11 protein-coding genes and 2 tRNA genes are annotated in these 12,011 nt (G+C 72.0%); 6 read left to right on the forward strand and 7 right to left on the reverse strand.

Annotated features, from left to right (window positions below):
- Positions 1 to 22 precede the first annotated feature (22 nt).
- Together ACN9MP_RS10100 and ACN9MP_RS10105 are read right to left on the reverse strand one after the other, a co-directional pair.
- A tRNA-Glu gene (locus ACN9MP_RS10100) sits at positions 23 to 98 on the reverse strand.
- A gap of 42 nt (positions 99 to 140) precedes the next feature.
- Positions 141 to 216: transfer RNA gene (locus ACN9MP_RS10105), tRNA-Glu, on the reverse strand.
- A gap of 108 nt (positions 217 to 324) precedes the next feature.
- Here ACN9MP_RS10105 and ACN9MP_RS10110 point away from each other — a divergent pair.
- The gene (locus ACN9MP_RS10110) at positions 325 to 963 is read left to right on the forward strand and encodes an MBL fold metallo-hydrolase (protein ID WP_426319850.1); all 639 of its coding nucleotides are present in this window, start codon (positions 325 to 327) and stop codon (positions 961 to 963) included.
- Between the two features lie 77 nt (positions 964 to 1,040).
- On the opposite strand, the gene ACN9MP_RS10115 is transcribed toward ACN9MP_RS10110, so the two are convergent.
- The 4 genes from ACN9MP_RS10115 to ACN9MP_RS10130 form a co-directional block, all read right to left on the reverse strand.
- Positions 1,041 to 1,310, reverse strand: coding sequence for an HPr family phosphocarrier protein (locus ACN9MP_RS10115; protein WP_426319852.1), 270 nt, complete (start codon positions 1,308 to 1,310; stop codon positions 1,041 to 1,043).
- 63 nt (positions 1,311 to 1,373) lie between these two features.
- The gene (locus tag ACN9MP_RS10120; RefSeq protein WP_426319854.1) at positions 1,374 to 3,425 is read right to left on the reverse strand and encodes a PTS fructose transporter subunit IIABC; all 2,052 of its coding nucleotides are present in this window, start codon (positions 3,423 to 3,425) and stop codon (positions 1,374 to 1,376) included.
- 36 nt (positions 3,426 to 3,461) lie between these two features.
- The gene (pfkB, locus tag ACN9MP_RS10125) at positions 3,462 to 4,403 is read right to left on the reverse strand and encodes a 1-phosphofructokinase (protein WP_426319856.1); all 942 of its coding nucleotides are present in this window, start codon (positions 4,401 to 4,403) and stop codon (positions 3,462 to 3,464) included.
- Entirely contained in the window at positions 4,400 to 5,179 is a 780-nt protein-coding gene (locus tag ACN9MP_RS10130; protein ID WP_426319858.1) for a DeoR/GlpR family DNA-binding transcription regulator, read from the reverse strand. The genes pfkB and ACN9MP_RS10130 overlap by 4 nt, the downstream gene beginning before the upstream one ends.
- Positions 5,180 to 5,255: 76 nt before the next feature.
- Here ACN9MP_RS10130 and ACN9MP_RS10135 point away from each other — a divergent pair, with 76 nt between their 5' ends.
- Positions 5,256 to 6,182, forward strand: coding sequence for an aminoglycoside phosphotransferase family protein (locus ACN9MP_RS10135; protein ID WP_426319860.1), 927 nt, complete (start codon positions 5,256 to 5,258; stop codon positions 6,180 to 6,182).
- A gap of 26 nt (positions 6,183 to 6,208) precedes the next feature.
- On the opposite strand, the gene ACN9MP_RS10140 is transcribed toward ACN9MP_RS10135, so the two are convergent.
- Positions 6,209 to 7,918, reverse strand: a complete 1,710-nt coding sequence (locus ACN9MP_RS10140; protein ID WP_426319862.1) for a serine/threonine-protein kinase — start codon at positions 7,916 to 7,918, stop codon at positions 6,209 to 6,211.
- A gap of 217 nt (positions 7,919 to 8,135) precedes the next feature.
- Between ACN9MP_RS10140 and ACN9MP_RS10145 the strand changes: the two genes are divergently transcribed.
- The 4 genes from ACN9MP_RS10145 to ACN9MP_RS10160 all read left to right on the forward strand — a co-directional run bounded on the left by ACN9MP_RS10145 (position 8,136) and on the right by ACN9MP_RS10160 (position 11,943).
- Complete coding sequence (locus ACN9MP_RS10145) at positions 8,136 to 9,239, forward strand: glycosyltransferase family 4 protein (RefSeq protein WP_426319863.1); 1,104 nt, start codon at positions 8,136 to 8,138, stop codon at positions 9,237 to 9,239.
- 11 nt (positions 9,240 to 9,250) lie between these two features.
- A complete protein-coding gene (locus tag ACN9MP_RS10150; protein WP_426319865.1) occupies positions 9,251 to 10,369 on the forward strand; it encodes a glycosyltransferase in 1,119 nt (372 codons plus the stop codon).
- On the forward strand, positions 10,366 to 11,394 hold the full coding sequence (locus ACN9MP_RS10155; protein ID WP_426319867.1) for a glycosyltransferase: 1,029 nt from the start codon (positions 10,366 to 10,368) through the stop codon (positions 11,392 to 11,394). Before ACN9MP_RS10150 ends, ACN9MP_RS10155 begins: the two co-directional genes overlap by 4 nt.
- Before the next feature lie 321 nt (positions 11,395 to 11,715).
- Positions 11,716 to 11,943, forward strand: coding sequence for a phage baseplate assembly protein V (locus ACN9MP_RS10160; protein WP_426319869.1), 228 nt, complete (start codon positions 11,716 to 11,718; stop codon positions 11,941 to 11,943).
- Positions 11,944 to 12,011: the final 68 nt, after the last annotated feature.

The following is a 12,011-nucleotide window of genomic DNA, read 5'->3' on the forward strand; positions in this document are numbered from 1 at the left end:
GTCGACCGGGGGCTTCTCGTCGTGGTGACCCCAGCGGGATTCGAACCCGCGTTACCGCCGTGAGAGGGCGGCGTACTAGGCCGCTATACGATGGGGCCGCACAGCGCGCCGCGGTCGATGCCGCGACGTTGTTGCCTGACTGGTGACCCCAGCGGGATTCGAACCCGCGTTACCGCCGTGAGAGGGCGGCGTACTAGGCCGCTATACGATGGGGCCGTTCAGGCAACCGTTCGATTATGCCACGGCGCTCATGCCCGCTCCAAATCGGTGCAGCGGCGGCGGCGTCGGCTTGCCCGCAAGAACGTGGAGCGCTTGACTCGACGCATGCGAGTCACCAAGTTCGAGCACGCCACCCTGACCCTGGTCGACACCGGCAGTACGCTCGTGATAGACCCCGGGTCGTACACCGCCCCGCTCGGCGAGCTCGAGAGCGTCGTCGCTATCGTCATCACGCACGAGCATCCCGATCACTGGACGCCCGGCCACCTGGACCGCATCCTCGGCACCTTCCCGGGCATTCCGATCTTCGGCCCCGAGGGGGTCGCCAAGGCCGCCCCGGAATACGACATCACCGTGGTGCGTCCCGGCGACGTCGTCGAGGCGGAGCCGTTCCGGCTGGAGTTCTTCGGCGGCCGGCACGCGGTGATCCACGAATCGATCCCGGTCATCGACAACGTCGGCGTTCTCGTCAACGACGACTTCTACTACCCCGGCGACTCCTACGACGTCCCCGAGGGACGCACGGTCAAACTGCTCGCCGCCCCCGTCGGCGCCCCCTGGCTGAAGATCGGCGAGGCCATGGACTTCGTGCTCGCCGTCGCGCCGCGGCGCGTGTTCGGCACCCACGACATGACGCTCTCGGTCGCCGGCCGGGATAACGGGCGCATGCGCCTGGGCTGGGCGGCGGAACAGGGCGGCGGAGAGCTCGTGACCCTCGACCCGGGAGAGGGCACCGACGTCTGACCCGACCGGCTTCCGGCTCGGAAACGGAAGACGGATGCCGCAGGCGCGAGGCCTGCGGCATCCGTCTTCTCCTGCGCCTACTGCGCGTCGAGGTCTGTCTCGAGAAGGGTGACCAGAGCGTCGAGCGCCTCGTCGGCGCCGTCGCCTTCCGCCTTCAACGTCACCACGGTGCCCTGCGAGGCGCCGAGGCCCATCAGCGACAGGATGCTTCCGGCGTTGAGGTCGGGGCCGCCGTCCACGGCGATCGTGACGGGAACGGACTGCGCCTGCACGGCCTGCACGAAGAGCTTCGCGGGGCGCGCGTGGAGTCCCGAGCTGCTGGCGATGGTGGCCTGACGTTCTGCCATTGTTCTCTCCTGTCTGCGTCGGACGTCGACGTGCCGACCTTCCGATTCTGTCTGACGAGGGCCTCAGGCCGCCACGGGTTCGGCCATTGCGACGGCCTCGGCCTCTTCGAGCTCCTTGCGCCCCACCCACTTCTTGAGAGCGATGACCGCGAGAGCCGACACGATCGTCCCGGCCGCGAGGGCGACGAGGAAGCCCCAGATGGGGTTGATCGCGAACAGCACGAAGATACCGCCGTGGGGGGCGAGCGACTCGACCGCGAACGCCATGCTCAACGCGCCCGTGACCGCGCCGCCCAGCATCATGGACGGGATGACGCGCAGCGGGTCGGCGGCGGCGAACGGGATCGCGCCCTCGCTAATGAAAGCCGCGCCGAGCAGCCACGCCGCCTTGCCGTTCTCGCGCTCGACGGGCGGGAACATGTTGCGGGCCAGCACCGTCGACGCCAGAGCCATCGCGAGGGGCGGGACCATGCCGGCGGTCATGACCGCGGCCATGATGAGGTAGGGCGTCGTGTTCTCCTGGGACGCCGAGGCTAGGCCCGCGACGGCGAACGCGTAGGCCACCTTGTTCACCGGGCCGCCCAGGTCGAAGCACATCATGAGTCCGAGGATGACCCCGACCAAGACGATGGCGTCGGTGGCAGCGAGGTCGGTGAGCCAGGAGTTGAGACCGGTCATCAGGGTGGCGATCGGCCGACCGAGGAAGAGGATCATCAGGCCCGAGGCGACGATCGACGCCACGAGCGGGATGATCACGACGGGCATGAGTCCCCGCAGCCAGCGCGGGGCGTTGAGCCGCCCGATCCACCAGGCGACGAAGCCTGCCAGCAGACCGCCGATGATGCCGCCGATGAAGCCGGCGTTCATGAGCACGGCCACCGCACCGGCGACGAAGCCCGGCGCGATGCCCGGCCGATCCGCGATGGCGAAGGCGATGTAGCCGGCCAGCGCCGAGACCAGGAAGCCCATCGAGGTCGCGCCGATCACGAACAGCACGGACCCCAGATACTGGCCGAGACCGCCCGCGGGCAGATCCCACAGCGCGTTGTCGACGATCACCTTGAACGCCTGGTTGTCGGCGTTGACGTTGACGCCGCCGATCGCGAAGCCGAGGGCGATGAGCAGACCGCCGCCCGCGACGAACGGGATCATGTAGCTGACACCGGTGAGGAGGATGCGCTGGATGCGTGCGCCCCACGACATCGTCTCGGCGGGAGCGGCAGCCGCAGCGGCAGCCTCGCCACCGACGCGGGCCGACCGGGGGTCGTTGGCCGCCGAGACCGCCTCCGCGATGAGCTGGTCGGGCTGCTCGATGCCGCGTTTCACTCCGGAGCGGACAACCGGCTTTCCCGCGAAGCGCTGCGGCTCGCGAACGTCGACGTCGGTCGCGAAGATCACGGCGTCGGCGTCGCGGATGACATCGGCCGGCAGCGCCTGGTAGCCGCTGGAGCCTTGCGGCTCGACGACCAGGTCGATGCCGGCCTTCTTGCCGGCCGCGGTGAGCGCGTCGGCGGCCATGAAGGTGTGGGCGATGCCCGTGGCGCAGGCCGTGACGGCGACGACGCGAGCCGGCCGGCCGTCGACCACGAGCCCGGAGGCTACCGGGGGCGTGACGGCGGCGGCCGCGGGCGCGGCCGCGGGGGCGCTCGCGGGCGCGGCATCCCTCTCCCCGATGGCCGCCTGCACGATCGCCACCACCTCCTCGTCCGTCGTGGCCGCTCGCAGGCCCGACGTGAAGTCGTCCTGCATGAGGCTGCGGGCGAGCTTCGAGAGCACCGCGAGGTGCGCCTCGGCGGCGTCGGCGGGGGCGGCGATGAGGAACACCAGGTCGGCCGCGCCGTCGGGTGCGCCGAAGTCCACGCCCGGCTTCAGGCGTGCGAAGGCCAGCGACGGCGTCGTGACGGCGCCGCTCTTGGCGTGCGGGATCGCGATGCCACCGGGAAGCCCGGTCTCGTCCTTCTGCTCGCGAGCCCAGGCGTCGGCGAACAGTGCCTCCGCGTCGGTCGCGCGACCCTGCGCGACCACGCGTTCGGCGAGGGATCGGATGACGGCGGCCTTGTCGGCGCCCAGCGGGGCGTCGAGGCTGACCAAGCCCGGGGTGATGGTGTCGGACACGATGACCTCCTGCGGTCGTGGGTGGTGGGTGGTGAGCTAGACGAGGCGGGTGACGGGCACGTCGCCGGTGGGAAGATCTGCGGGCGTCGGCGCCTGCGTTCCGGGAAGGGATGCCGCGGCCGCGCCGTACTGGACGGCCAGACGCAGGCGCGCCTCGGCGTCGCCGCCCCGGGTGGCGGCGAGCACGTAGCCGGCGAGGGAGCTGTCGCCGGCGCCCACGGTGCTGACGACCTGGATGGGCGGCGGCGTCGCCAGCCACGCACCCTCCGCGTCGACGAGCACCGCACCGCTGGCGCCGAGGGTGACGAGTGCCGCGCCGACGCGGGACGGGACCAGCGCGCGCGCGACGTCGAGCACCGCGGCCGCACCGCCGCCGTTCAGCGCGATGCCGGCCAGTTCGGACAGCTCGTCATCGTTCGGCTTGATGAGGTCGGGCGCGCCGTCGGCGACGACCGCCGCCAACGCCGCTCCCGAGGTGTCGACGGCGATGAGCGGCGCAGACGCGCCGAGCGCCGCCCGGACGCGGTGGACGATGCGCACGTAGAAGTCGTCGCCTACGCCGGGCGGCAACGACCCGGCGAGCACCAGCCATCGTGCGCCGACGGATGCCGCCACCACCGCGTCGATCACGGCGGACGTCTCGTCGGGCGAGAGCGTCGCGCCGGGCATGTTGAGCTTCGTGGTGGTGCCGGCGGGGTCGGTGATCGCGATGTTCGCTCGCACGTGGCCGCGGATCGGCACGCGGTGCGCGTGCAGCCCCGCTGCCTGCAGTGCGGCGTCGAAGGGGTCATGGGGCGCGAGCGGGAGCACGGCGGTGCTCTCCTCCCCCGCCGCGGTGAGGACGCGCGCCACGTTGATGCCCTTGCCACCGGCGTCCTCCCGCGCCGAGACCACGCTCTGCACGTCCCCGACCTGCAGGGGCGCCGGCAGCGTCACGGTGCGGTCGAGCGACGGATTGGCGGTGAGCGTCACGATCATGCGAGCCAGACCTCCACATCGGCGTCCGCGAGCGCGGCCGCCAGTTCGGCGTCGGGGGCGGCATCCGTCACGAGGATGTCGACGTCCGACAGGGACGCGAACCCGACGAGCAGCTCGGCGCCGAGCTTCTCGGCGTCGGCGACGACGACCACTCGTCGCGCCGACGCGACGATCGCGCGCTTGACGGCGGCCTCGTCAGGGTCAGGGGTGCTGAAGCCGAACCTCGCCGACACGCCGTTCGTGCCGACGAACGCGACATCGGGACGGAGCTCGCCGATCGCGCGGACGGTGTCGGCGCCGACAGCGGCGGCGGTCAGGCCGCGAACGCGGCCCCCGACGAGCGAGAGCGAGGCGCCGGGGGCGGCGGCGAGCGAGTGACCCAGTGCGAGCGAGTGCGTGACGACCTCGATGCGGGCGCCGGCCAGGCGCGGGATGAGGGCCGCGGCGATGGCCGCTGTCGTGGTGCCCGCATCGAGGAAGAGGGAGCCGCTGAAGTCGTCGCCGAGAGCATCGAGGGCGCGTCGGCCGATCGCGGCCTTGGCGTTGCCGTGGTGACGGAGGCGCTCTTCGAGCGAGGGCTCGCGGGTGCTGGCCCGTTCGCGGACGACTGCTCCGCCGTGCACGCGGCGCAGTGCGCCCGCCGACTCGAGCTGGCCCAGGTCGCGACGGATCGTCTCGGTGGTGACGTCGAAGCGCTCGGCCAGTTCACCCACGCTCACGCGGCTCTGTGCAGCGAGCAGCAGCTCGATCTGCTCGTGGCGCTCCGTCGCGTACATGACTGCAACCCTTCGGTGGGAATTCCCACACGATACAACACAGTCCCACACAAACGCAACCGAGTATCTTTGAACGGTGCCGGACAAGCCCGCCGCCGACGTGGAGATCGACGCCGAACTGGTGCGCGCGCTGCTGGCGGCCCAGGCGACGCGTGTGATCCCGGACGCCGCCGCGCTTCCCCTCGAAAAGGCGGCGGAAGGGTGGGACAGCGAAGTGTGGCGGCTCGGCACCGCGCATGCCGTCCGGCTCCCCCGCCGGGCTCTCGCCGCCCCTCTCGTCCGGCACGAGCAGCTCGTGCTCCCCGGCATCGCCGAGCGGCTCGTCTCCGTCGGTGTGCGCGTGCCGGCGCCCGTCCTGGCTGGCACGCCGGCGGCGGGCTACCCGTGGGCGTGGTCGGTCGTGCCGTGGATCGACGGCGATCGGGGCATGGATGTCCCGCGCCACGACCGGAGCGCATGGGCAGAGACCCTCGCCGCCGCGCTCGGCGCCCTTCACGTCGAGGCGCCCGCGGATCATCCTGTGAACCCGGTCCGCGGCCGGGCACTCGCCACACGCGCGGGGGCGTTCGCAGAGCGCCTCTCCGCGCTCCGAGAAGCGGGTGCGCTCGACGCGTCGTCGGCGGCCTCGCTCGAGCACGTCTGGCGCCGAGGTCTTTCCGCGGCGGAGTGGAGCCACCCTCCCGTCTGGATCCACGGCGACCTGCACCCAGGCAATCTCGTGTCGCACGACGGTGCTCTCGCCGGAATCATCGACTTCGGCGATGTCACCGCGGGCGACCCCGCGTATGACCTCGGGGTGGCGTGGCTCGCGTTCGACGCCGCAGGCAGGGGCCGCTTCCGATGGGCCTGCGGCCGTCGCTACGACGTCGCCACCTGGCGCCGCGCGCACGCGTGGGCCGCCGCCGTCGTGCTGATGCTGCTGGCCCACAGCGACGACAACCCCGACTACTACGCGTTGGGGACGGATGCCGCCGCCGAGGTCATCGCCGACTCGGCGCTCTGACGGCTGGTCGCGGCGGGCCGTCCGCCTCAGAGTTCGCGGCTGCTCAGCACGTCCGTCGCGGCGATCTTGAGGATCCCTCCCTCGTCCACCAGCCGGTAGGCCGTCACCTCCTCCACGACCCGCCCGTCGGCGAAGTGGTACGTGAGCGTGGCCTGCCCGCTGTCGGGGCCGGTGGCGGAGACATCGGAGACCGAGACGTCCGAGATCGTCGACCAGAACGCCTCGTAGCCGCCGCGGCCCCCGGCATGGTTCTCCTGGTAGTCGGCGGTCATGAGCGGCCACGCCTCGTCGCGAGCGGCCGGCATCAGGGCGTAGTACCCGGCGATCGCCTCCGTCACCCGCTGCTCGGCGGTCGCGGCCGTCGGCGTGGGCGTCGGCGCCGGCGTCGACTCGGGCTCTGCCGAGGAGGGTGCCGGTGCCGGTGCCGCCGGCTCGGGCCCCGGCGTCTCCTGGGCCTCGCCCGCCTCAGACGTCTGCGCGGGCGTCGGCGCGGCCTCTTCGGGGGCCGGCCCTTGCAGGGCGTTGAGGAGCAGCGCCGCACCGACGCCGAGCGCGACCACGATCAGGATCACGGCTGCGAGCCACCCGCGACGCCGACGTGGCGGCGCGGAGGCCTCAGCCGGCGGATCCTGTGCGACCCAGGCGGGCAGCGACACGGAGGAACCCCCGGCCGCGGGGGATTCCGGCTCACCCAGACGCTCCGTCTCGGCGGTCGGCGCCTGCGGGCGCGGCGGCTGATCGAAGGCGACGGTCGTCGCCCCGATGTCCTCTGTTGCGGCATCGACGTCGTACGGTTCGGTAGCTCCCGGATCAGCGGGCTCCTGCGAATCCGCCATGCTCTCCGGCCCATCGCCGACGGAGGCGGGGTCGAACCCGAGCGCCACGAGCCCTGCGGCGGCGTCCGGGGCGCCGGCCTCGGCATCCGCCGCATTCCTGAGCGCGTCCGCCACGGACGCCATCGTCGGCCGGCGCTTCGGATCGGAGGCGAGCATCGTCTCGAGGAGCGGAGCCAGGGACCCCGCGTGCTGCGGCGCCGTGTGGCCGCCCTTCGCCACCCGGTGCAGCAGCGCGATCGCGTTCTTGCCGGTGCCGAAGGGCGGCTCGCCTTCGAGCAGGGCGTACAGCGTGGAACCCAGCGAGTAGACGTCGGAGGCGAAGCTCGTGGGCAGGCCGCGAGCGACCTCGGGTGCCAGGGACGCCGGGGTGCCGTGGATCATTCCCGTGGCAGTGATCGTCGCGTCGCCCAGCGCGTGCGAGATCCCGAAGTCGCTGATCAGGGCTGAGCCGTCACCCGCGATGAGGATGTTGCCCGGCTTGACGTCGCGGTGGACGATCTTGAGAGCGTGGGCCGCCGCGAGCGCCGACGCCACCTGCTGACCGATCCGCGCCGTCTCGGCGGGGGTGAAGGAGCCGTGCTCCTTGAGGAGCTCCGACAGCGTCGTGGACTCGATCAGCTGCATCACGATGCAGGGCTGCCCGTCATGCTCCACGACGTCGAAGACGGTGACCGCATGGGCATGGTGCAGGCCCGCCGTGATCTGCGCCTCCCGCATCGCGCGGTCGGTCGCCACCTGCCGCTCGGCGTCGGTGAGCTCGGGCTGTGTACGCAGCATCTTGAGCGCGACGGGGCGTCGCAGACGTGTGTCCCACGCCTGCCACACGACGCCCATCCCGCCCGCTCCGAGCATCTTGACCAGTCGGTAGCGGTCGGCGACGAGGGCGGAAGGAGTACTCATCGAAGTGCCGCCCCTCAGAACCTCCCGTGAAGGCTACGCCCGCACGCCCGTTCGCCCAGGGGGTTGCATCGGCCGCCGCGGTGTGGGAACGGCGGGCACGCGTGCTCCCCACGGGCGGCGGCCGCGTGCGCTGATTCCGCGCCGTTGTCAAGCCCCCGGCGCGTCCCGGAAAGCCGCCTTACGTTCTGCGCAGCCCACGGCCGGAAGGGAGGAGACCATGAGCGCACCCTCGACGACGGGGCCGGACCGCGCTCCGGAGGACCTGGACGGCCTGCGGATCGGGATGCTGGCTCCGATCGCGTGGCGCACGCCACCGGTGCACTACGGTCCCTGGGAACTAGTCGCCTCGATGCTGACGGAGAGGCTGGTCCGCCGCGGCATCGACGTGACGCTCTTCGCGACAGCGGACTCGATCACGTCGGCGCGGCTCGATGCGGTGGCGCCGCACGGGTATACCGAGGATCCCGCGATGGACGGTCGGGTGTGGGAGGCGCTGCACGTCGCCCACGCCCTCGAGGGATCTTCCGGTGTCGACCTCGTGCACAACCACCTCGACTGGCTACCCCTGGCGTTCGACGCGCAGTGGCGAGCCCCTCTCGTGACGACGGTGCACGGGTTCTCCGCGCCCGGCATCCTCCCCGCCTACGAGCGGTCTCGTTCCGCCTTCGTGTCGATCTCGGACGCGGATCGCGCGCCTGGCGTGCGCTACGCCGCCACCATCCCCCACGGCGTGGATGTCGACGCACTGCCGCTGGGCCTCGGCGGCGAGGACCTCGTCGTGTTCGGACGCATGCATCCCGACAAGGGCATCGTCGATGCGATCGACATCGCCCGGCAGACCGGACGGCGCCTCATCCTCTGCGGGATCATCCAGGACGAGGCGTACTTCCGGGAATTGGTGATGCCTCGGATCGACGACGACCGGGTGGTGTACGTGGGGTCGGTGACCGCCGCAGAGCGGCCGATGGTGCTGGGCGGCGCGGCCGCGCTGCTGCATCCCGTCCACTTCGACGAGCCGTTCGGGCTCTCGGTCGCCGAGGCGATGGCCTGCGGAACACCCGTCGTGGCCTACGCGCGCGGCGCGATGCCCGAGGTGATCGATCCCGGTGTGACGGGCATCCTCGTCGATCCGCGTACCGAGGACCGCATCGTGCGTGCGGCGCGTGCGGTCGACGCGGCCGTGACGCTCGACCGCGGCCGGGTTCGCGCACGTGCCCGCGAACGCTTCGACGCCGATCGGATGGTCGACGCCTACCTCGACGTCTACCGAGACGTCGTCGCTCGGAACCCTCGCCAGACGTTGCGCGCCCGCGCATCGTGAGGGAGGAAGCAATGCGATTCGGATTCCTGTCGACGTACCCGCCGACGCGATGCGGCCTGGCGACGTTCACGCAGTCGCTCGCCGTGGCGATGACCCGCTCGCCATCGGCGCTGCCGGTCGTCGTGCGCGTGCTCGACGCGGGCGAGTCGCCGGATTCGGCCGATGACCCCGGCGTGCCGATCGCCGCGACCCTCAGGGCCGGCGACACCGGCAGCCACGCCGCCGCGGCGCGGGTGCTCAACCGCTGCGACGCCGTCATCGTGCAGCACGAGTACGGCATCTACGGCGGTGTCGACGGCGCGGAGGTGCTCGCCGTGCTCGACGCGCTGCGCGTGCCGGTCATCACGGTGCTGCACACCCTTCTCCATCAGCCGAGCCCGGGTCAGCGGCGCGTGCTGGAACGGGTCGTCGCGTCGTCCGCGGCCGCCGTGGTCATGACGGAGCGGGCGCGCGAGACCCTGCTCACGCACTTCCGCGTCGACGGCGCGAAGGTGTACGTCATTCCGCACGGCGCTGCGGTCCTGCCCCGCCATTCCGTCCATCGGCGCGGACCCTCCGCGGTGATCCTGACCTGGGGCCTCATCGCGCCGGGCAAGGGACTGGAGAGGGGCCTCCGCGCTTTCCGGGCGCTGCGGGAGCGCGGTCTCGACGCGTCGTACGTCATCGCCGGGCAGACCCACCCGAAGGTGCTCGCACACAGCGGCGAGGCGTACCGGGACTCCTTGCTCGACCTCGCGCGCGACCTCGGGGTCGAGGCATCCGTCCGATTCATCAACGAATATCTCTCCCCGGAAGATCTCGCCGTGCTCCTGGGCGCCGCCGACGTCGTGCTGCTGCCGTACGACTCGAGGGAGCAGGCCACCTCCGGCGTGCTCGCCGAGGCGGTCGCGGCCGGAGTCCCGGTCGTCGCGACCGCGTTCCCCCATGCCGTCGAGACGCTCCACGGCCCGGCGGGAGTGGCCGTGCCGCACGATGACCTGCACGCGATGGCAGCAGGGATCGAACGGATGCTGCGCCTCGGCGACGACTGCCGGGCCTCTCGGCGTGACGGCTCGGGTCCGACGTGGGCCGAGGTCGCAGACCGCTACTTCGAGCTCGCCGAGCGGCTGCGCGCGGAGCGAGCCGCGTGACCCCGGAAGCGCTGCCGTTGGCCCACCTCCGCGCCATGACCGACGAGCGGGGGCTGTTCGAACACGCCCGCGGAGACGAACCCCGACGCGAGCTGGGCTATTGCGTCGACGATGTCGCACGGGGCCTGGCCGTCACCGCGCGGGAGGACGGCCGATCCGCTGCCGCCGCCGCACTGACCGACTGCTACCTGCGTTTCGTGGAGTCGGCCGTCGAGGCGGACGGCCGGGTGCACAACCGCATGAGCCCGGCCGGCGACTGGGTCGACGAGCCCGACGTCGGCGACTGGTGGGGACGCGCCGTCTGGGGGCTGGGCGTCGCCGCGCGTCGGTCGGGCCGGGGGTCGGTGCGGCGCCGAGCCGCCGACGCTTTCGTGCGGGCGGCGGGCGCGCGATCGCCCTGGCTGCGTGCGCGTTGCTTCGCTGCGCTGGGCGCCGCCGAGCTGGTGGACGGGGAAGGGACGGATGCCGCCGCCCGCGTCCTGCTGATCGATGCCGTCGACGCGATCGCGGCGCACCGGCCGGCCCGATCGGGCTGGCGATGGCCGGAGCCCCGGCTGCGTTACGCCAACGCCGTCCTTCCGGAGGCGCTCATCGCCGCGGGTCACGCCCTGGGCGATGACGCACTGATCGATCGAGGCGCCTCGTTGCTGCGCGTCCTGGTGTCCATCGAGACCGCCTCCGACGGGCATCTGTCGCTCACGCCGGTCGGTGGACGCGGTCCGGGGGACGCCCGGCCGGCCTTCGACCAGCAGCCGATCGAGGCCGGGGCTCTCGCTCAGGCGTGCGCCCGCGCAATCGAGGCCACCGGCGACGATGGCTGGCTGGTGCCGCTGCGTGCTGCGTGGGACTGGTTCGAGGGCCGCAATGACGTCGGCATACCGCTTTTCGACGCTGCGACGGGTGCCGGCTACGACGGCCTCACCCCCACGAGCCGCAACGACAACCGCGGAGCCGAGTCGACGCTCGCCGCCCTCGCGACGCTGCAATGCCTCCAGCGGGCCACCGCTGCGGTCGGCACGTCCTGACCACCCGGGTACACCAGCGGAATCACCGCGTCGATGGGCGTGCGTCGCCCGCAATCCAGCAGAGACTGCGGCGCACGCACGAAGGAGGGCGTCGAGGATGGCTACGGCCTGGCACGTCGCGCAGCGGCAACAGCTTCTTCACCAGCCCGCTGCAGTAGGGCTGTCCCGCGGCGAAACCGCAGGCCGGCTCGCGCGGCATCACGACGTCTTCGGAAGGCGCGGCTCGATCCGGAGGGTGACCACGTCCGCCCGTTCGGATCGGGTCAGGGCGAAAGATCGAGCAGGTGTCCGCCGGACGCCCCGCGGCACCATACTGATCGCATGTCGATCTACCGCGCGATCGTCTCGGATGACTCGGACCCCGCCGAACTCGGTCGAGTCGGCGTCACCGTCCCCAGCGTCGGCGATGAGCCGGTATGGGCTTCCGTCGTCGTTCCCTTCGCCGGAGCGGTGCAGCTTCCGGAAGTCGGAACCGAGGTCTGGGTCGCCTTCGAAGCCGATGATCCGTCATCCCCCGTGGTCCTCGGCCTCGTTCGCGATGGCAACTAGGGTGCTCGGGTCTACCAGAGGTACGGCGACTACCGCGCCACGAACTCGGCCACCACCATGCGCGACGA

The sequence above is a fragment of the Microbacterium sp. E-13 genome (genome assembly GCF_049912955.1).
Lineage (GTDB): Bacteria > Actinomycetota > Actinomycetes > Actinomycetales > Microbacteriaceae > Microbacterium.